Raw genomic sequence first — 20,077 nt, 5'->3', positions numbered from 1 at the left:
GGAGGGTTAACAATGTCATTAGAGGAGTATGTGCAAAAGAACATCGATGGTGAGACCTGGGAAGTGACCCACTACCTGGCTATGGCCTACAAGGCCGATGCCGAGGGGCTTGGAGAGGTGGCCGAAGCTCTGCGCCGCATCGCCTGGGACGAAGCCAACCACGGGGCGCGCTTCCTCTACCTGGATGGACGGATTGGCGACCTCAAAGCCGAAATCACCAAGATGCTTGAGGGGGAGAGAAAGGCCTATACCGGCAAACACGACGGTATGAAGGCCGCCCTGGAGCGAGACAAGAAGGAGGTCGGCTCCTGGTTCGATACGGCCGCCCATGACGAGGACCGCCACGCCCACATTCTGGAAGGCATCCTCGCCCGACATTTCAAGTAAACGGCAAGCGGGGGACAAGCCCCCGCGCTACATCTTGGGGTGAATCGGGATACACCCTAGACCTATCCCCCCTTCTCCCGCAGGGGCACTGGGGAGGTCAAGGGGCCCTTCTGTGGAAGGACTCCAAGGAGTCCTTCCACAGAAGGATAGGGCTCCGACTCGAAGAGTCTTCGACCTAGTAGGGGCGACCGGCCGGTCGCCCCTACTCTTCCCCCTCTCCCGTCCTTCCCGTCCGGGAAGGATGGGAGAGGGGTCAGGGGGTGAGGGTAAAAAAACATCCACCCCTTACATTAGAGTCCCTACGGGCGAGGAGATAGTCGTGGTATCTGTCCAAAATGGGGAGTGTCCCAGTCCTTTGCGAATAACGTGCGCAGCGCTGGCCTTGAAGGAGACAAGAACCGACCTCCCCTCAGCCAGAGATAGGTCGATGAAGGACTGCTTAGTGATCAGGGCCACGATAGGGAAACCGCAATCGACCTCCACCCGAAATTGGGACCCCAACGGTGTGATCCTCCGCACCACTCCCCTTAGGTTATTGCGCATGCTTGAGCGAGAGGGCTGATCGTCGCTGGGGGCGATGATGACGTCTTCCGGCCTCAAACAGACCAGCACATGTTCCCCAATAAGGTACTCCCCAACAACCTCAATCCTCTTATCTCCTATCTCCACACCAGCCAACCCATCCTTCTGCACACGGACACAACCCGGGAGGATCGTCTCCACACCAACAAAAGCGGCTACCGCTTCATCAGCCGGTGAGGTGAAGACCTTCTGGGGTGTATCCAGCTGGAGGATTCGGCCATCCATCACGACCGCTATCCTATCCCCCAACATGAGCGCCTCCGTTCGGTCATGCGTGACAAAGATGACCGTCATCCTCGTCTCCGCCAGGATACGATCTAAATCGCCGATCAAGGAGCCTTTACTAGGGGAATCCAGGCCTCCAAAGGGCTCGTCTAGCAAGAGGATCTCAGGCTCTAAGACGAGGGCTCTGGCCAGGCTGACCCGCTGGGCCTCGCCACCAGAGAGGGTGCGCGCCGAACGCCGCTGCAAATGGGCTATCCCCAGCCGTTCCAGCCACTGCTGTACCTTTTCTCTCGTCGCCTCTCGGGATACCCCGCGGAAGTGCAGCCCTGTGGCCACGTTATTGAAAACAGAAGTATCGCGCAGTAGAGCCTCCTGGAAAACGATGGCCAGGCGCCGGCGAAGGGCAAGGAAATCACTGTGGGGATGGACAGGCTGGCCATCGAAGATTATCTCTCCAACGCTAGGACGTTCCAGCAGAGCCAAAACCCGTAGGAGCGTGCTTTTACCGGAGCCGTTTGGTCCAATAATGGACAGAATCTCTCCCCGTTTGATGCTCAGGTGAGGGATATCCAGCACTGTCTGGTTACCATACCTCACCTGCACAGTCTTGATCTCAAGGATAGATTCTCTCACGGCAACCTATTACGCTGCTGGATAATGGTAAGAGCCATATTAACCGTATAAGCCAGGAGCAGCAGAATAATTGAGAGGGCGATAGCCATCCCAAAATTGCCCCGCCCTGTCTCCATCGCCGTGGCCGTAGTGAGCACCCTGGTTTGTCCCATGACGTTTCCTCCCACCATCAGCGAGGCTCCGATCTCCGATATCACCCCTCCAAAACCGGCCATCACCGCGGCCAGTAAGGGTAGCCTGGCCTCTCGCAGGAGAACCCAAAGGAGCTGCCAGTATGAGGCCCCTAATCCTAGCATCTGTAGCCGTAGCCTGGGATTGATCTGTCCGATGGCCGCCGTGGTGATGCCAGTGACGATGGGTGAGGCGATGATCCCCTGAGCGACCACCATCGCCGCCGGCGTGTAAAGGAGATGCAGAAAACCGAAGGGACCGCTGCGCCAGAGCATTATGCTGACGAAGAGCCCCACTACCACCGGCGGTAGTCCCATGCCGGTATTAACCAGGGTCAGGAAAAAGCCCCGCCCCCGAAACGAGGCTAAGGCCAGGTAAGTGCCCAATGGTACGCCCACAAGCACGCTAATCAGTGTGGCCACCCCTGATACCTGGATGGAGAGGAGGGTGACGCGAATCATTTCTGCATCCCGGTGCAACATCAATAAGATGGCCTGCTGAATACCCTCCCAAATCAGATCCATAGCTCAACCTCCCCGATAAAGACCTCTTGCTTAACTGACCGGTTCCTTCTTCCCGGCATCAGGGAAGAAGAGGGGCTGGCCATATTTGTCCACACCGAAGTTCCTGACAATCTCCTGAGCTTCTTTAGAAACCATATAATCAGCGAAGGACTTACCCCCGACGTGGTTCACCTGAGGGTGCTTTTGAGGATCAACCTCGATGACGTGGTAGATATTAAGCAGAGCTGGCTCTTTCTCCACTAAGATTTCCAGACGAAGCGTCCTCTTGAGGGCCAGAAGGGTGGCCCGATCGGTAAGGGTATAGCCATCTTTCTCGGAGGCGATGTTCAGCGTCGCCCCCATGCCCTGGCCGGCCTCCTGGTACCACTGCCCCGACGGTTGTATGCCGGCCTTCTTCCAGAGACTCTTCTCCAGCGTATCGGTACCGGAGTTATCGCCCCGAGAGATGAAGATGTTTTTGTGCTCGGCTATTTTCTGGAATGCCTCGATAGCCATCTTACTCCCCTTTATTTTGGCCGGGTCAGCAGGTGGGCCAACGATGACGAAGTCATTGTGCATCACCAGACGGCGGTTGATCCCATGTCCATCGGCCATAAACTTCTTCTCCAACACCGGAGCATGCACTAATACTACATCGGCCTCCCCCCTGGCCGCGACGGCCAAGGCCTGACCAGTACCCAGGGAAAGGGGCTTCAGCACATAGCCTGTCCTCTTTTCGAAATCAGGCACCAAAACATCCAGCAGCCCTGAATCCATGGTGCTGGTGGTAGTCGCCAGAATGACTTCCTTGTTGACAGGCGCTGCTGAAGTAGACGGCGCGCCTGGTGTCGTTCCTGGTGCGGCTGAGGGTAGCGATGAGGCCAGGCTGCAACCGACCAGCAAGGACAATGTTATGATCAGGACCGACGAGAGAACGACGAACCTTCGCATTTTATTCACGTCTCCTTATGGAAAAGTACATCGATGAGAGGTACATCGATGGTTAGGATAATTTTAGCATAACGATGGCCAAAAAATCAAGCTACACCTGGAGAGGTTCGTAGGGGCGACCCTGCGGAGCCCCTACTTCGGGCTTTTTCCTACAGAGGGAGGGCACATCCGAAAGACCCTTATCAGGCTGCGCCCCCTGGGAACCCCCGTTGCTCAACCATCTCACCTGCCTCCCTAAGTGACATTCTCGAAGATGGTAGCCAGCCCCTGTCCACCGCCGACACATAGCGTTACCAATCCATACCTGGCCCTTCTTCTTTGCATCTCGTAGATCAGCTTAACCGTCAGAATACAGCCAGTGGCGCCGACGGGATGCCCGAGAGCGATGGCCCCACCATTAACATTGAGCTTATCGGGATCAATATCTAACTGTCTCATAACCTCTACTGCCTGGGCCGCAAACGCCTCGTTCAGTTCGATCAAATCGATATCGTCAAGGCTGAGCCCAACCTTGGCTAAGACCTTTCGTGTGGCCGGCACAGGTGCTATGCCCATGATCTCCGGTTCAATTGCGACTGCGCTTGAGGCTTTAATAATCACTTGCGGCTTAAGTCCCAACCTAGCAGCCTTACTGGAAGACATCACCACCGCCGCCGCCGCGGCGTCATTTATGCCTGAAGAGTTGCCGGCTGTAACAGTGCCCCCCTGCTCCTTAAAAGCCGGCTTTAGAGCAGCCAGTCTCTCTAAGGTAGTTTCGGGTCTGGGATGCTCATCGGTATCTACGATTCTAGCTTCCTTCTTTTCCTTGATCTCCACCGCGACAATTTGATCCTTAAACCGACCTTCCTGGATGGCGCTGACAGCCTTCTGTTGGCTCCCCAAAGCAAAGCGATCCTGATCCTCACGTGAGACACCAAATCGTTCAGCCACATTCTCTGCGGTCATACCCATATGGTATCTTTGGAAGGGATCACTGAGAAGGGTAACCAAACCATCCTCAAGGACAGCATTGCCCAGACGATAGCCCCAGCGAGCCTCTCTCAAGTAGAAAGGTACCCCACTCATATGCTCAACACCGCCAGCCACGATGACCTCAGCCTCACCGGCCCGGATCTTTTCTGCGGCGCTGACGATCGCTTGCAATCCAGAGCTACAAAGGCGATTCACTGTATAGGCCGGGACGGTGACAGGCAATCCCGCATAAACAGCGCAAGTCCTGGCAATGAAGGCATCCTCTGCTATCTGCCCTACGCAGCCAAAGATCACCTCATCGATCTCCTCCTTTGGTACGCCAGTCCTCTCTACGACCGCCCTGATAGCGATAGCCCCCAATTCTCTGGCCGAAAGATCCTTGAACGAACCACCGAACCTACCTATAGGTGTTCGTACTCCACCAACGAGGACAACATCCACCATTTCCTGCCTCCAATGTAGATTAATACCACTTTGAATGGACTACTTGCTGTAATTGTAAAATCCTCTACCCGTCTTCCGGCCAAGATGACCAGCCCGGACCATGCGACGTAGGAGCGGAGCAGGACGGTATTTATCCCCTAGCTCTTTTTCAAGCACCTCCATAACGTTTAATAAGATATCCGCTCCGATCAAATCGATCAAGGCCAGGGGGCCAATGGGATGATTACAGCCCAAAGTCATGGCCGTGTCCACCGCCTCAGGGGTATTACCATCCATGACACAGTAGACCGCTTCGTTCATCATTACATCTATAATGCGGCTGACAATAAAACCAGGATAGTCCACAGCCACTACTGGCGTCTTACCCAGCGCCATGGACAGATCCTTAAGATGTTCTACCGTCTCGTCTGAGGTACATTGGCCCGGAATCACCTCCACCAAGCGCATAACCGGTGCTGGGTTAAAAAAGTGCATGCCGACCACCTTATCTGGTCGCTTCGTCGCCGCGGCTATGGCTGTGATCGACAGAGAAGAAGTGTTAGAGGCCAAAATCGTATGCGGTGGACACAGGGCATCTAACTTCCCAAATACCTCCTTTTTGAGTTCCAGGTTCTCAAAAACAGCCTCTATAACTATGTCAGCTGTAGCTGCGGCATCCAGGCCGGCCGATGGGGTGATCCTGGTCAAAGCGGCCTCTTTAACCTCAGCAGGGATCTTTCCTTTATCCACCATACGCTGCAAGTTTTCGCTGATGATGGACAAGGCCCGCTGGGACAGCTCTTCTCTCGTATCAGTCAACGTCGTTTTGTACCCTGCCTGGGCGACCACCTGGGCGATACCCCCACCCATTTGGCCGGCTCCAATTATAAGAATATGCCTGATCTCCATCGGTTATAATCTCCTTTCCCTAAAACGCGCCGAGCCGCTTCTGAGTCCCTCGAACCTTCTCATAGCTTCATCCGCACATCGAGGGCATCCCGCAGTCCATCTCCGACCAGATTGAGTCCAAGCACAGCAATCATGATGGCTATGCCAGGAAAAGTAGCTATTTGAGGAGCTATGCGCAGATAGGCACGCCCCGTGCTCAGCATAGCCCCCCATTCCGGAGTGGGGGGTTGTGCCCCAAGACCCAAAAAACTGAGCCCAGAAACGGTCAATATCGCTGTAGCGCTGTTCAGGCTTGCTTGCACGATGATTGGTGTCCAGGAATTAGGCAGGATATGCTTAACCAAAATCCGCATACCAGTAGCGCCCAATACGCGGGCGGCCTGCACAAAATCTAATTCCTTGGTCACCAAGACCGAGGCGCGCATCAGCCGGACATAGGCCGGAACCGACACGATGCTAACCGCAATGCATACGGGAATAAGCCCAACCCCTAGTGCGGCCGTGATAGCTATGGCCAGGAGCAACCCTGGAAAAGCTAACAATACATCAGTTGACCGCATAATCAGATTGTCGACTAATGTTCCACAATAACCAGCCATCAATCCCAAAGGAACACCAATGACCAGGGCTAATACTACCCCGGCAACAGCCACAGAAAGTGAGATGCGGGAGCCATAAATTATTCTACTCAGGATATCTCGGCCGAATTCATCTGTACCCAGTAAATGCTTGCCACTGGGCATTTGCAAGGCCTCATCAAGATTCTGCCGTATGGGGTTGTAAGGAGCTAGATAGGGAGCAAAAATGGCCGTAAGTATGATCGCACTTAACAGAATACATCCCAGGATAGCCGTGCGGTTTTTCAGCAATCTCTTCAGGAATACTGCTCTCGCCCTGCGGACCGGCTTCATTTCCGAGGACAGGGAGGAAAACTTCGTTAGATCGGTCTCCAATTTCGCTGCTGATCCTTCCATCATTTTCTCAGATTCTCAGCGATAACGTATCCTTGGATCCAGGTAGGCGTAAAGTAAATCAACCACAAGATTAACAAGCACAAAGGTAGTGGCCATCAGAAGAACGCCTCCCTGAACGATGGGAAAATCTCTGTTCTTGATCGAATCTACCATCAGTCTGCCCAGCCCTGGATAGGCGAAAACAGTCTCTACAATCACGGCCCCGCCTAAAAGGAAACCAACCTGCAGGCCAACCATGGTCACGACAGGAATCAAGGCATTTTTTAGAGCGTGGCGGTAAACAACTAGCCTCTCTCTTAAGCCCTTCGCCCTGGCCGTACGGATAAATTCCTGTCCCAGCACATCAATTAGAGTTGCCCTGGTCATACGCGCCACTATGGCCGTGGTGTATGTGCTGAGGGTTATCGCTGGTAAAACGAGGTTCTTCCAACTGCCGGCCCCAGCTGAAGGAAACCAGCGGAGTTGTTCGCAGAAGACGAGCATCAACATCAGCCCAAACCAGAAGGCGGGCATAGATATACCTGTAACCGAAACTATACTGCATAGATTATCAAGGATGGTATTCCGTCGTATGGCCGCGATGATGCCCAAGAAGAGTCCAAGGGTGACCGCCAGACACATGCTGGTTACCGCCAGCTGCACAGTAGCCGGGTAGCGAGCCATGACCTCCATCACTACCGGGGCGCGTGAATAGACCGATCGTCCCAGATCACCGTGCAACACGGCGTTTAAATAGATCAAATATTGTACAACGAGTGGTTTGTCCAGGCCGAGCTGGTGACGAATAGCAGCCACCTGCTCATCAGTGGCGTCTAATCCGGCATAAATTCTGGCTACGTCGCCAGGAACAAGGCGCACTAAGATGAATATTACGATGGAAACGCCCAAAAGTATGGGCACTAACAACAATAATCTGGTAATAATATAGCGGCTCATTTTTGATGGTCACTTTCACGCGCTGGATCCATACAGTGAGGCACCCTGGTCTGAAGGTCAATCAACTAATATACTGCTGAGCACCTTTCCCTCTGACTGTCTTGGGGGCTGGAATCCAAGCAAATGAGCTAGCATAGGCACGATATCTACAGTCCAGGGGGGAACGGCACATCTGGCTCCCTTCCTGATGCCAGGGCCAGCTATGATCATAGTTCCTTGGACAGAGCAGCCACAGTGCTTTGCCCCCGGCAAATAGGAGACATGGATCCCCTGGATAGGCACACCACGGGAAGAGGTCGTCTTTATACCGCCCGTTACTGTCTCAAATCCGCTTACTGGTATCAGAGCTGGGTCTACGGGACCTGTGCTAATAATGGCCAATTTATTCGTATACCCTGGCCGGAAATAATATATTATGTCCCCAACCCTATCCCCCCACTGCCCCAGAATGCCTGCCTCCTCCCTGCGCAGGCACAAGGCGATTGGGCACTCGTCCGTCTCGGGGTCCTTCACGGCGTACAGCGTCTTGATGACCTCGCTGCACACCCGCTCATATTCTTCTCCAGGTTCAACGATGCCATAGGGATCTCTACCTTTCAAGTTTACCCAGATGTTCTGAGCCAGTGGATGATCACCAAGAACCACCTTTGTCTTGGCCCAATCAATCACCAGATATCCTGTTTGCGGATCTTTCCTGTACGTCAGGAGACCAGCTCGCATTAGCGCCTGTCCCAACCATACCATCTTTGTGCATGGTATCCCCCCGTGATCAGAGACAACCACGACGACCGTGTTCTCATCGGCACAATGGTCTACAATATCGCCTACCATCATATCCAGAACACGATATTCTTGCCGGAATCTTTCCCAGCACTCCTCCTCTTTTGAGGCATCGTAGAGAACCCAGTCTGGGCACAGTCCATTAAGGATATCATGATTGAGTCGATCCGGAGCGTGGATCTGCACAAACAGGAGGTCCCAGGGATATTTCTCGGCCAGATAGCGTGTCATGGCGGCGATGCCTATCGCCTGATGTGGGACAGACGTTGGCTCAAACACCGGGCAAACGACTGGCACTGCCTGTGTGAGCTCCTCCTCTCCCGTGAGCTGCTCTTCCCTCTCTAACGGCAATAGCGCCTCAATCAGCTCATCCGCTACCTCCTGCGGATAGGCCCAGCCTTGGGAATTAAAGATAACTGTCCGCTCTAAATTCACCCTCCGCCCGTCAGACGATAACTCCTCAAGATATAACTTGAACTTGCCCCGTACCGGCCCGTAGGGCGACTGGAACTCCTCAGAGAGCCAGGGGCTCCACTCCCCCACCCTCAAGACACAAGGGGCACGCCCAGCATCCCTCTCCTTGGAGACAAGCAGCTGATCGTAACCATCAGCCGCGGAGCCCAGCAGCAGAAGATGATAGGATAGAGTCTCACTGGAATCTCCCACCACCCAACGTCCCCCGGCCATCCTGAACCCCACCGAGCGGGGCAAAACAAGCTCTCCCTCCAGGGGTGGGGGATTGGAAGAGGGCAAATTGCGCCAGCCTGCCGCCGGAGCAAAGGTGAGTGGGATGGGACCACGCAAATTGCCCGCCATACCAACCGAAGCAGAGCTCAGAGAAATGGAGGCGGGATCATTGTCCCCTCCAGCTATGTAGCGATTGGCATGACTCAGCCTGGAGAGAACAGAGGAGTAGGGGCCAGAACCATCAACGACGATCCCCTCCTTGATGCTGGGCGGCCAACCGCCCGGATAGTTGACCAGGATACACCTCTTCCCCGCCCGTTCCGCCGCCTGCCAGATGTACTCCGCTCTACAGAGCTCACTGATATCGTCCTCGGCGATGCCGGGGAAGCGAGGAAAGATGTTCTCCTCCAGCATATGGATTCGCCCAAAGGGCTCACCGCTAAGGTGTAACCCAAAGGAATTTATGCCGTGCGTCCCTGTCCAGGCACCAGTGGCCAGGCTGGTCCAGTTGGTGGGCGTATCCACCGGTGGGGAGGAGTACATTGGCGAGAAGACGCCCTCCCCCATCAACCTGGCCATGGCTGGTATGCTCCCTTCCTGCGCGAATCTCTCCACCATTTCTGGCATCAGACCATCTATACCGATAAAGATGACCTTTTTACCCTTTGCTCTTTGCACAACTACCCTCCTGAGTAATAACTATCCCTTAAATTCGATGTGCCTGTATTAGCCGCATCGCTGCCCGATGGCAAGCATCGGGCAGCGATGCGGTGCTACTGATGCTTGAGCAATGTTATTCGAGCCAGGCGTTCTTGACAATGATGCGTTCTATAGGCAGAACATTCACTCCTCGCACGCGGCTGCTTGTGCCCGTGAAGATCGTCGGGTAGAACATAAATAGAGAAGGCGCATCATCCATGATGATTTTTTGGACTTCCTTGTATATCTCCTCGCGGGCTTTGGGGTCGATAGTCGTCCTCCCTTTCTCAAGGAGCTCGTTTACGCGGGGATTATTATACTTGGTACGGTTGAATGCCTGGCCAGCGTACTTGCCATTGAACACCTGATACAGAGCCGAATCAGCGTCTGTGACGTTGGGATACCAACCATCGTACTGGAGATCAAACTCAAGACTATCCAAGGCCTTCATGTAAGCTGGAAAATCTCCCCAGACCTTCAGTTCAACATTTAGGCCAAGGTTTTGCAGCTGGGCCTGGGTAGCTTCGCATACCTCCCTGCCCATTACATACCTACCCTCAGGAGCCCACATAACGAGCTTGGTGGCAAAGTCGAAGTTTGCTTCCTTGAGCAGCTGCTTGGCCTTATCAGGATTGAAGTCATACACCTTTGACCCAACATAGCCAAAATCAGCCGGAGCCATGGGCGCATCGGCGGGGACAGCTGTTCCTCGCAATATTGTGTCAATAATCTTTTTCTTATCCACGGCATAGTTGATCGCCTGTCTCACCAGCTTGTTATCGAAGGGTTTTTTGGTCATATTTAGCCTGAACCACATGGTGCGAGCACTTACCGTTTTGATGATGTTGACTGTTTTGCTATCCTTGAAGCTATCGACCTCCAGGGGTGGCACGTTCTCCACCACGTCGCCCTCTCCAGTACGTAACATCGTTACCCTGGCCGCCGCTTCTGGAACGATCCTGTAGATGACCTTGTCGACTTTAGGTGCTCCTTGCCAGTAAGCAGGGTTCTTCTCCAAAGTAAGATGATCACCCCTCATCCACTCCACAAACTTGAACGGACCAGTTCCTACTGGGCGCAACCCAAAATCCTTCCCTTCCTTCTTTACAGCCTCCGGACTGACGATAGAGGCCGGACCAGAGGCCAACATCGGCAGCATCGGGGCGTAGGGACCGGCGCTTGCTACCTCTACGGTGTAGTCATCAATTACCTTCACGCCGGAGAGGAACGACAAGGCTATTTTGGCCGGGAAGACCCCTTCTCCTTTGATGACCCTATTCAGACTGAACTCCACGGCCGCAGCATTGAATGGTGTTCCGTCCTGAAACTTGACCCCGCGTCTGAGATGAAAAGTATAGGTGGTACCATCGGCAGAAAGTTTCCACGATTCCGCCAAACCAGGTATGACCTGCATCTTTGTATCCCAGTCGACCAGGCCATCATAGATGTTTGTTCTAGCTGCTACCGATGCCGAGTCAGTCGTAGTGCCAGGGTCCATGTTCGTGAAATCAGCCGCACTGACTACCGTTAATGTCCCACCAGGCTTGGGTGTCGCTGCGACTGGCGTTACACCGGGGGGAGCTGGGGTAGCCGTTGGAGCCGCCACTGGTGCAGCACACCCCACTAAAACCGACGCCATAAGCAGAATAACCTTGTCGACTTTAGGTGCTCCTTGCCAGTAAGCAGGGTTCTTCTCCAAAGTAAGATGATCACCCCTCATCCACTCCACAAACTTGAACGGACCAGTTCCTACTGGGCGCAACCCAAAATCCTTCCCTTCCTTCTTTACAGCCTCCGGACTGACGATAGAGGCCGGACCAGAGGCCAACATCGGCAGCATCGGGGCGTAGGGACCGGCGCTTGCTACCTCTACGGTGTAGTCATCAATTACCTTCACGCCGGAGAGGAACGACAAGGCTATTTTGGCCGGGAAGACCCCTTCTCCTTTGATGACCCTATTCAGACTGAACTCCACGGCCGCAGCATTGAATGGTGTTCCGTCCTGAAACTTGACCCCGCGTCTGAGATGAAAAGTATAGGTGGTACCATCGGCAGAAAGTTTCCACGATTCCGCCAAACCAGGTATGACCTGCATCTTTGTATCCCAGTCGACCAGGCCATCATAGATGTTTGTTCTAGCTGCTACCGATGCCGAGTCAGTCGTAGTGCCAGGGTCCATGTTCGTGAAATCAGCCGCACTGACTACCGTTAATGTCCCACCAGGCTTGGGTGTCGCTGCGACTGGCGTTACACCGGGGGGAGCTGGGGTAGCCGTTGGAGCCGCCACTGGTGCAGCACACCCCACTAAAACCGACGCCATAAGCAGAATAGCCATCGACAAAGATATAACCGTTTTCACTATCTTACTCCTTCCCAGAAATTGTCCACTGCCCTATACTCACTTCCACTTCCGGGACAAACTAACCTGTTGGTCAGATGTCCACCATAGACCGCCACCCTATCTAACACTAACGACGGGTCTATTTACCACCTCCTTTCTCTGGGGGTGTCAATATCTCCCCGACTCTTTCAAGACAACCAGGGCATCTACAACCTTAACACCCAGGCCATCTTCCAGGACTAAAAGAGGATTAATATCTACTTCTGCCACCTCATCTCGCAAATCTATTCCCAACTGAGATAAGCGAAATAAGACATCGATGATGCCTTCTACATCAGCAGGCAGGCTCCCCCGCACCCCTTCCAGAATCTTGTACCCCCTAACCTCCCTGATCATCTCTTCAGCGTCTCGTCTGGCGAGGGGAGCCGGGCGCAGGGAGAAATCACGTAGCACCTCTACAAGGATTCCACCCAGGCCGAAGAGTACAACAGGCCCAAAGTGCGGGTCCTGCTTTAATCCCACGATCACCTCTACGCCCTTCGGTACCATCTCCTGTACCAGAACACCATGGATCGCCGCCCCTGGGGCATAACGCCGAGCGCTCTCTAGCACTTTCCAATAACTGCTCTCAACGGCGTGGACATCAGGCACATTGAGTTCGATAGCCCCAGACTCGCTCTTATGGGTGAGACCAGGCGACTCAACTTTCAACGCTACTGGGAAACCCAGGTTCCGAGCTACCTCCACGGCCTCCTCCACTGAGGTAGCCAGGCCCTCCCTTGTCACCGGTATACCGTACCGAGAAAGCAAGGCCTTACTTTCTCGCTCCACCATTACCCCTTTTGATTCCCTCAGCTCGGATCTTATGGCCGCCAGATCTACGGAAATCTGCAATGACTGCGTATCCGAAGATGAGCTACGTCGCTGTAGAAAATGGCTGTATTCGATCAAGTTTCGTACCGCCCCCAACCCTTCCCTGGCACCTTGTAACAAAGGCAGTCCGCTGGCATGTAAGGTCTCCAAGGCGATCTGATCCAAAAAGCCAGAGGTCATCGAGAGGACAACGACAGGCTTGTCTGTGGTCGCCGTCGCGCGGACAGCAGCCGAAGCAGCATCCTGAAGGATTAGATTCCTTCCGGCACTCTTTTGCAGGCCATTGCGGGCATCTTCAGAAATGATGACCACACCGATGTGCTCGTCTTGAGCAAGAGCCTCGAGACACCGGGTATAGGCCTCCACATCCCTATCCACGAGACCGGGGTCAGTGCTATCCAGGGGATTACGCAGAGTAACAAATGCGGGTAAAACTTTAGCCAGCTTTTCCTTAGTTGCTGGGGATAGGTCGGGCAACTCCAGTCCTAAATCGGCCGCTATATCGGAGAGTAGACACGTTTCGCCTCCAGAGATGGTTATTAAACTGACACCGTCCCCGTGGGGACGACGAGCTCTCAGAAATAGCTCAACATTCTCGATGAGCTCATCAAGATCGCTGACTGTGATTATCCCCTTTTGCCTGAAAACAGCGCGGTGCACCAACTCAGAGCCAGCCAGAGCACCGGTATGAGCGAGGATGGCCCCTCTCCCCTTCTCGGATCGTCCAGCCTTCAACATTATGATTGGTTTCTGTTTCTGGGCAGCTAGTTCAGCGACTCGGACAAAATTTCTTCCATCTTTGAACCCCTCCACATAGCTGGCGATGACAGCCGTATTTGGATCATTGATGAGATATTCGATGTACTGGGATGCCTCTATACCCGCTTCATTCCCCGACGAGATAAGATAACTAAAGCCAATCCCCCTCTCATCACATGCGCCAGTGAGGGTACAGGCAAGGGCTCCACTCTGAAAGACTACCCCAAGCTGTCCAGCGACAAGCCGCTCGGGTAACGGGCCGCTGTAGGCGGCGATCCTGGAATGCATATTCAAAATTCCGAGACAATTCGGGCCGCAGACCGCTATGTCAGTTTGTCTGGCGAATTCCTCGACCGCCTGCTGAAGCGCTCTGCCCTCCTCACCAAGCTCAGCAAAACCGCTGGCCAACAATATGGCCGCCCTGATTCCCTTTTCTGCCCCATCCTTTAGAACGGTCATCGTATGACGACTGGCTACAGCCGAGATTAAACAGTCAACGTCAGATGGAATATCCTTGATGCTGGGAAAACACTTCAGCCCAAGAACCTGGTTATACTTTGGATTAACAGGATAGACCTCGCCAGGAAAGCCAACAGTCATAAGGTTTTTAACGATCCTGTGGCCCGGACCGGGCCTTTCGGAGGCTCCTACAACAGCGATGGACTCGGGTTGCAAGAGCCCATTCAGATGCACAGCCAAGATATTCGTCTCCCTCTATTAAGATTATTTCGTACCAGACAAATCGAGATAGTACATATTGTGTCCGATCACTATCTCTTTTGAAAGGGAGCATCTCGTTGCTTGAAGAAGGACTTGAGATCCATACTCTGACGTTGTCTTTCTGATTCCCGTGACTCCTCCGTGGCCGTAACGAGGGTGCTCATCACCAGGTTAAAGGCAATAGCGCTATTCAGCCCCATTATTTCGTAAGTTTGATTAATGGCCATTTTATTCAAGCGCATGGCCACCGGGGAGATCAAAGCTAAGTTCGCCGCCAAGGACTCGGCTTCCTCTTGTAATCTATCTACTGGCACCACTTTATTTACTAACCCAATGCGCAGAGCCTCCTGGGCATCAATCGTATCCCCAGTGAGAAGCATCGCCTTCGCTCTTTTCATCCCAACAACCCAAGGCATAAAACAGGGGCCAGGACCGGAAGCATGCCTTATCTCTGGGGCACCAAACTTGGCATCTTCAGCAGCTATGGTGATATCGCAGAGAAGTGAAAGCTCCAGTGATCCCGCCAGATTATAGCCGTTCACCGCAGCAATAAAGGGCTTGCCTATCTGCCAGATCTTATAGAAAACAGCGAAGCCCTTTTGGAAGCGCTCTAGCCATACCTCAGGAGGAAGCGTTCCCTCGTCAGCCTCCTCTTTAAGATCGAAACCAGATGAGAAAGATCGTCCAGCCCCGGTGATGATCACCGCTCGCACTGTATCATCCCTCTCCACCTCATCCAGGGCGCTGGCCAGCTCGTCCATCAGCTGGCGGCTCAGGGCATTCAAGGCCTGCGGACGATTCAGAATGATCTTAGCTATACCGTTTTCCTTCCTCTCGTAGATCACCGTTTGATACTGCATGCGCTATTCTCCTTGAAGATATAGATCAGCCAGCCCCTCATAGACACTATACTCTGGCGCTTCCAAAGCGGCTATCCTCACTTAGATGGATTTTTGAGATAAAAATAGGCTATCTTTTGGATAGCCTATTTTGATTAGATGGTGTATTTTAAAGGGATTAAGCCCTATTCATCCCTGGAGGGCCAGAGCTCCTGAAGGGCGTAAGCTACGGCCTGAATGCGATTATGAAGATGCAACTTCTCCAGGATATTGCGTAAATGCGTCTTAACTGTATTTTCGGCGATAACCAGCGTTTCGGCGATCTCTTTATTGGTCTTTCCTTGGGATAAAAGACGGAGGACCTCCTGCTCACGGTCAGTTAGAGCTGCACCAGTAATCTTAGTTTGCTGAGGCTCCCTTTTGGCTATGACTGCAAACTCGTCCAATAGCTTCACAGCCATAAGAGGGGAAACAACGGCCTCACCCATTACCACATGCTCGATCGCTTTGACCAGCTCGTCAGCTGAGACGCTTTTCAGCAGATAACCCTTCGCTCCGTCTTTAACGGAAGCGAAGAGATCTTCGTCCTTCTCCGATACAGTAAGCATTATTATATTTATATAAGGCATCACCCTCTTAATCATCTTTGTCGCCTCGAGCCCGCCGCAACTAGGCATGCGAATATCCATAAGGATGACATCAGGCATCAACTCCTGGGCCTTTGCCAGTGCGTCATAGCCATTTGCTGCCTCCCCAACCACCTCGATAGATTCAAACGGGCCCAGAATGGCCAGCAGTCCCTGGCGAAATAACGTATGGTCATCAACGACAAGAATTCTGATTGGATCCATGACTACGGCCTTCCTCACCTCTCAACGATCACCTTAGTCCCCTGACCAAGTACTGATTCCACTTCCAGCCTTGCACCAATGTCCCTGGCTCTTTCCTTCATACTGAGCAAACCTAAATGCTCGCCAGGCGCCGCTGCTATCTTCTCCACATCAAAACCCTGGCCATCATCGCACACAACAACACTGACTCTCTGGGTCCCAAAGGTTAATAGAACCCGAACATTGCTGGCTTCAGCATGCTTCATTACATTGTGGAGCGCTTCCTGGACTATACGGTAGATTCCCAGTTCCACATCTGGTGCAAGGGAAGAGGTCTGACCTTCCACCTGCAAATGGCAACAAAGGCCAGTAGTTTCCTGGTAACGTCTCAAGTGTTCTTCCAGGGCGGGGATCAACCCTACTCCATCCAGACCGGGGGGATGCAGGTCGAAGATGATCCGCTCCATCTCGGTGCGAGCCTGATCAAGCAAATGCTCGACCCGTCGCACTCGCAGGGTCATGTCTGGACTGGAGGGGAAATTTCGCTCTAACACCCGTAGCTCCTGGAGAGCACAAACGACTAGCTGGGCGAGTCCATCGTGAACATCAAGTGCTATCTTCCTCTTTGTTTCCTCATAGGCTCGAGATAGAAGCGCCTGTAGCCGGTCTATTTGGAGCATCTTTTGTCTCAGCTCTTCCTTGGCCTGAAGGATACGCTCTACCCCCAAACTGAGGCTGGAAATATAGAGCATATCATAAGAGTCATCGGGCTCTTTCACTCCAGCCATATCTTTATCTTCTTGCAGCTGACGTTCACTACGGCTGTGTAAGGGGTTCTGAACAGCAGTCAGCCGGCCAACTAGATAAGAAAGTAGGATCACACCTAATAAGGACGCAATAACAAGCGGACTGGTGAGATCGGCACCTCCCAGCACTAGCAGATAAACACACACCAGCACCAGCAATAAGAGGATTAAAAGAATGGCCTTAGGTAACGAGGGGATGACCATAGCTATCGAGCTCACTCTTTCATTGTCCCATCGCCTTAGCCAGGAGGAGGGCGATAGCGATGGAGTTAACCTTGGTCTCAGCCATCTCCGCCCTGGAGAGGATAAGCAGGGGTACAGCAGCCCCCACGACGAGACCCCCAGACCTGGCCCCAGCAAAGTAGGTCAGTGAGCGATAGAAGATGTTGGCTGCCTCGATATCAGGAGCGATGAAAATATCCGCAGCACCAGCCACCGGGCTACGCACCCCCTTCTGTTCAGCAACGGCTGAGCTGACGGCGATATCGAGGGCTAAAGGACCATCAATGATGGCCCCCTGAATCTGATCCCGCCGGGCCATCTGCACCAGGGCCGCTGCATCAACTGTGGCCGGCATATCAGGATTGACAAACTCGAAAGCGGCCAGGATAGCCACCCGCGGCTCGCTGATCCCAATGGCCTGAGCCACCTCGATAGCATTGCGGCAGATTTCCGCCTTCTGAGCCAGGGATGGGGCGATATTAATGGCCGCATCCGTCAGCAGCATGAGCCTATCAAAACCAGGTGTCTCAAAGACAACGACCTGGCTGAGGAGGTGGCCAGTTCGCAGTCCCATCTCTCTATCCAAGACAAGACGAATCAGCTCAGCCGTATTCGTCTTCCCCTTCATTAGCAGATGCGCTTCTCGGCTGCCGACCATCTCCACCGCCTTGCGCCCGGCCTCTAGGGTGTTGGGTTCATCAATGATGCGGCTTGGGGGAATAGCGTATCCCACTCCATCAGCTATTTCCACTATCTTCGCCTTGTCGCCGATAAGAATACCCTCAACCAACCCCAGCGCCTCAGCATTCTTGATCCCCTTCAACACCTCCACGTCATGGGCCGCGGCTACAGCCACTGTACGTGGGCCATATTTCCTGGCTTCAGCTATGATCTCAGCGAAATTTTTCGGCCTATTCTGCATCAGTTGCTACACCCCCTAGGGCTTTTTGGAATAGCTTACCATGGAGGAGGGACGGGAACTGGTCTATCTAAAATGCGGGAGTATGGGCGAACGGCTATCGTCCGAAGGCCTCTTCAAATCGTTTATCCACCATGTTCTTAAGTCCAGCCCGGAAGCGACGGTATCTACGGATATAATCCTTGGCCTCAGGCGTCAGGTGTGTCCCTCCACCCCCCAACCCTCCGCTCTGGGCAACAATCATCTTCACCCCCAGCCTACCCTCCATCTCCTTGATCTTGCCCCAGGCTCGTCGGTAAGCCACACCCACCCTTTCCGCCGCTCGGCTCAGCGATCCTGTCTCCTCGATGGCCTCGAGCAGCTCAACCCGCCAGTCGCTCAGGACCAACTCCCCATCCTTCTCTATCCAGAACTTCGACCGTGGTTCCATAGCCCAATTTTACTCCCTTTGGGCCAGGACTACCAGCCAGGAGGCAGCGACGGCTTCGGGCTTCACGTCAGCGGTCACATTGAAGGTCCAGGCCAAATGTTCTTCCGGATGGCCCTCTCCGGCAAGTAGGCTAGTGAGGGACGGTTCGCGAATCCCCCGAATATCTGAGCCCTTGGACAGCGCAATAGTAACACCATACGATTGGAAGGGTCAACGCTTTCTTGTCATGCAGCTTGACCACCTGCAAGATGAGAACGATGAAGGTGAGCACCAATTCGAAAAAAGGCGCTCTTTTTCTTCTCACCAGTGAAGATCCCTCGAAAAACGACTCTATCTGTCGCTATGGCATGCTATATTTGCCTTGAGGTTGACAATGTTTTTTTTGGTGTTACTATGAAATTGCCACTTGTTGCTATGGCATATCATATTTGGTGCAGAAGGAGGGATAGGCCATGCGGATCGCGGCACTCGTTCTGGGCATCCTCGGAGGACTGGGAGGATTCGTTGGAGCGATATTCGCTCTCTTCGTAGGTGGAATTGGTACAGCCTTTAGTGCTGAAGGAGCGGAATAGGCATGAAAAAGGTAGGCATCGTAAGTACTAGTGACACCAGCCTGAGAGGTAAGTTAAAAGAGTGCCAGTACGTCCGAATAAAGGGCAAAGTGGCCGGTTCCAAGACCTACACTAATGTGGCCGGAGGTAAGGTTACCACACCCCACGTCGAGGCCAACAGTGTCGAACTGATAACCCGCACCGAAGCCGTCGCTCCGGCTCTCAAGGTGGTCGAGGTCAATAAGGCACTCAGTCAACATGGGCTGACGATAACCTTACAGAAGATAGAGATAGCAGCCAATGAGACACGCGCCTTCATAAAAGCGGCGAACGGTTCCCAGAACAAGGCTTCCCTGCACACTTACAATATTGTCCTCGTCCAGGGTAGTAAGCAAATAAAGACCAAGTCATTGTTCGGCACGGATTATCCCCAGCCGGATAGTTCCTTGCTCCCCGGTACAGAGTCGGCGGGCATCATCATCTTTGAACCGGTAGACATCCAGCAGGGCAAGATAAAACTGGTATGGGATGGCAGTACGGCGAGGACTGATAATTACAATCTTCGTTTCTCAGATTGGGTTTGGGAAATATCCTGGGAGTAGTGTGGGAGGCAAGAGGTTGCTCATGAGCCGGAAGCCAACCACTCTAGCAGCTGTATTGGGTGGAGCCCTCGGTGCAGGGCTGACGGCCACGGCCTTAAGCCTATTCTATGTCCAGGGGCCATTTCACCCCACTGTCCTCGGTTTTTGCGCTGACCGACGGGGCATGTTCCACGGCTGGCCGCTACACTACCTCGAGTGGTGGTCGCCTGCTGTTGAATGTCCCAACCCTTATATACGCCCAGTTTGGGGCAATCTTATCATTGATGCCATCTTCTGGACCCTGATCGCCTTGACTGGTGCCACGATCATTTTTCTCATCCTTAAGGGCGCTAAGGCTGAGACGCCTTAACCGG

At 53.4% G+C, this 20,077-nt stretch carries 18 protein-coding genes; 3 read left to right on the top strand and 15 right to left on the bottom strand.

Annotated features, from left to right (window positions below):
* The first annotated feature begins 12 nt into the window (after window positions 1-12).
* Window positions 13-387 carry a rubrerythrin family protein gene (locus tag M1136_11180; protein MCL5076189.1) on the top strand — a complete coding sequence of 125 codons (375 nt, stop codon included), beginning with the start codon at window positions 13-15 and terminating at the stop codon, window positions 385-387.
* 285 nt (window positions 388-672) lie between these two features.
* On the opposite strand, the gene M1136_11175 is transcribed toward M1136_11180, so the two are convergent.
* The 15 genes from M1136_11175 to M1136_11105 all read right to left on the bottom strand — a co-directional run bounded on the left by M1136_11175 (window position 673) and on the right by M1136_11105 (window position 18,571).
* Entirely contained in the window at window positions 673-1,827 is a 1,155-nt protein-coding gene (locus tag M1136_11175) for an ABC transporter ATP-binding protein (GenBank protein MCL5076188.1), read from the bottom strand.
* On the bottom strand, window positions 1,824-2,522 hold the full coding sequence (locus M1136_11170; protein ID MCL5076187.1) for an ABC transporter permease: 699 nt from the start codon (window positions 2,520-2,522) through the stop codon (window positions 1,824-1,826). The genes M1136_11175 and M1136_11170 overlap by 4 nt, the downstream gene beginning before the upstream one ends.
* A gap of 30 nt (window positions 2,523-2,552) precedes the next feature.
* Complete coding sequence (locus M1136_11165) at window positions 2,553-3,452, bottom strand: substrate-binding domain-containing protein (GenBank protein MCL5076186.1); 900 nt, start codon at window positions 3,450-3,452, stop codon at window positions 2,553-2,555.
* Window positions 3,453-3,686: 234 nt separating this feature from the next.
* Window positions 3,687-4,868 carry a thiolase family protein gene (locus tag M1136_11160; protein ID MCL5076185.1) on the bottom strand — a complete coding sequence of 394 codons (1,182 nt, stop codon included), beginning with the start codon at window positions 4,866-4,868 and terminating at the stop codon, window positions 3,687-3,689.
* A 39-nt stretch (window positions 4,869-4,907) separates the two neighbouring features.
* The gene (locus M1136_11155; protein MCL5076184.1) at window positions 4,908-5,750 is read right to left on the bottom strand and encodes a 3-hydroxyacyl-CoA dehydrogenase NAD-binding domain-containing protein; all 843 of its coding nucleotides are present in this window, start codon (window positions 5,748-5,750) and stop codon (window positions 4,908-4,910) included.
* 65 nt (window positions 5,751-5,815) lie between these two features.
* Window positions 5,816-6,733: an ABC transporter permease gene (locus M1136_11150; GenBank protein ID MCL5076183.1), complete on the bottom strand. Its 918-nt coding sequence runs from the start codon at window positions 6,731-6,733 to the stop codon at window positions 5,816-5,818.
* 12 nt (window positions 6,734-6,745) lie between these two features.
* Entirely contained in the window at window positions 6,746-7,666 is a 921-nt protein-coding gene (locus M1136_11145; GenBank protein MCL5076182.1) for an ABC transporter permease, read from the bottom strand.
* Window positions 7,667-7,723: 57 nt separating this feature from the next.
* Entirely contained in the window at window positions 7,724-9,811 is a 2,088-nt protein-coding gene (locus M1136_11140; GenBank protein ID MCL5076181.1) for an alkaline phosphatase family protein, read from the bottom strand.
* 115 nt (window positions 9,812-9,926) lie between these two features.
* On the bottom strand, window positions 9,927-12,191 hold the full coding sequence (locus tag M1136_11135; GenBank protein ID MCL5076180.1) for an ABC transporter substrate-binding protein: 2,265 nt from the start codon (window positions 12,189-12,191) through the stop codon (window positions 9,927-9,929).
* A 150-nt stretch (window positions 12,192-12,341) separates the two neighbouring features.
* Window positions 12,342-14,498: an acetate--CoA ligase family protein gene (locus tag M1136_11130; GenBank protein MCL5076179.1), complete on the bottom strand. Its 2,157-nt coding sequence runs from the start codon at window positions 14,496-14,498 to the stop codon at window positions 12,342-12,344.
* Between the two features lie 77 nt (window positions 14,499-14,575).
* Window positions 14,576-15,385 (bottom strand): enoyl-CoA hydratase/isomerase family protein, encoded by an 810-nt coding sequence (locus M1136_11125; GenBank protein ID MCL5076178.1) that lies wholly within the window; start codon window positions 15,383-15,385, stop codon window positions 14,576-14,578.
* Between the two features lie 164 nt (window positions 15,386-15,549).
* Complete coding sequence (locus tag M1136_11120) at window positions 15,550-16,215, bottom strand: response regulator transcription factor (protein ID MCL5076177.1); 666 nt, start codon at window positions 16,213-16,215, stop codon at window positions 15,550-15,552.
* Window positions 16,216-16,229: 14 nt separating this feature from the next.
* The gene (locus M1136_11115; GenBank protein ID MCL5076176.1) at window positions 16,230-17,219 is read right to left on the bottom strand and encodes a sensor histidine kinase; all 990 of its coding nucleotides are present in this window, start codon (window positions 17,217-17,219) and stop codon (window positions 16,230-16,232) included.
* Window positions 17,220-17,223: 4 nt separating this feature from the next.
* Window positions 17,224-18,144, bottom strand: a complete 921-nt coding sequence (locus M1136_11110) for a bifunctional enoyl-CoA hydratase/phosphate acetyltransferase (protein MCL5076175.1) — start codon at window positions 18,142-18,144, stop codon at window positions 17,224-17,226.
* A gap of 94 nt (window positions 18,145-18,238) precedes the next feature.
* The gene (locus tag M1136_11105; protein MCL5076174.1) at window positions 18,239-18,571 is read right to left on the bottom strand and encodes a LysR family transcriptional regulator; all 333 of its coding nucleotides are present in this window, start codon (window positions 18,569-18,571) and stop codon (window positions 18,239-18,241) included.
* Between the two features lie 574 nt (window positions 18,572-19,145).
* Between M1136_11105 and M1136_11100 the strand changes: the two genes are divergently transcribed.
* The gene (locus M1136_11100; protein ID MCL5076173.1) at window positions 19,146-19,724 is read left to right on the top strand and encodes a hypothetical protein; all 579 of its coding nucleotides are present in this window, start codon (window positions 19,146-19,148) and stop codon (window positions 19,722-19,724) included.
* A 22-nt stretch (window positions 19,725-19,746) separates the two neighbouring features.
* Window positions 19,747-20,073: a hypothetical protein gene (locus M1136_11095; GenBank protein MCL5076172.1), complete on the top strand. Its 327-nt coding sequence runs from the start codon at window positions 19,747-19,749 to the stop codon at window positions 20,071-20,073.
* The last annotated feature ends 4 nt before the right edge of the window (window positions 20,074-20,077 follow it).

It is taken from the genome of Chloroflexota bacterium, assembly GCA_023475225.1.
Lineage (GTDB): Bacteria > Chloroflexota > UBA6077 > FW602-bin22 > JAMCVK01 > JAMCVK01.
Note: the sequence above shows the minus strand (reverse complement) of the source record. Positions and strands in the feature narration are given on the sequence as shown.

Bases quoted from the DNA above. Each gene is read 5' to 3' on its own strand.
- M1136_11180 (MCL5076189.1), top strand. From the start codon at position 13: ATGTCATTAGAGGAGTATGTGCAAAAGAACATCGATGGTGAGACCTGG.
- M1136_11170 (MCL5076187.1), bottom strand. From the start codon at position 2,522: ATGGATCTGATTTGGGAGGGTATTCAGCAGGCCATCTTATTGATGTTG.
- M1136_11165 (MCL5076186.1), bottom strand. From the start codon at position 3,452: ATGCGAAGGTTCGTCGTTCTCTCGTCGGTCCTGATCATAACATTGTCC.
- M1136_11160 (MCL5076185.1), bottom strand. From the start codon at position 4,868: ATGGTGGATGTTGTCCTCGTTGGTGGAGTACGAACACCTATAGGTAGG.
- M1136_11150 (MCL5076183.1), bottom strand. From the start codon at position 6,733: ATGATGGAAGGATCAGCAGCGAAATTGGAGACCGATCTAACGAAGTTT.
- M1136_11145 (MCL5076182.1), bottom strand. From the start codon at position 7,666: ATGAGCCGCTATATTATTACCAGATTATTGTTGTTAGTGCCCATACTT.
- M1136_11125 (MCL5076178.1), bottom strand. From the start codon at position 15,385: ATGCAGTATCAAACGGTGATCTACGAGAGGAAGGAAAACGGTATAGCT.
- M1136_11120 (MCL5076177.1), bottom strand. From the start codon at position 16,215: ATGGATCCAATCAGAATTCTTGTCGTTGATGACCATACGTTATTTCGC.
- M1136_11110 (MCL5076175.1), bottom strand. From the start codon at position 18,144: ATGCAGAATAGGCCGAAAAATTTCGCTGAGATCATAGCTGAAGCCAGG.
- M1136_11105 (MCL5076174.1), bottom strand. From the start codon at position 18,571: ATGGAACCACGGTCGAAGTTCTGGATAGAGAAGGATGGGGAGTTGGTC.
- M1136_11100 (MCL5076173.1), top strand. From the start codon at position 19,146: ATGAAAAAGGTAGGCATCGTAAGTACTAGTGACACCAGCCTGAGAGGT.
- M1136_11095 (MCL5076172.1), top strand. From the start codon at position 19,747: ATGAGCCGGAAGCCAACCACTCTAGCAGCTGTATTGGGTGGAGCCCTC.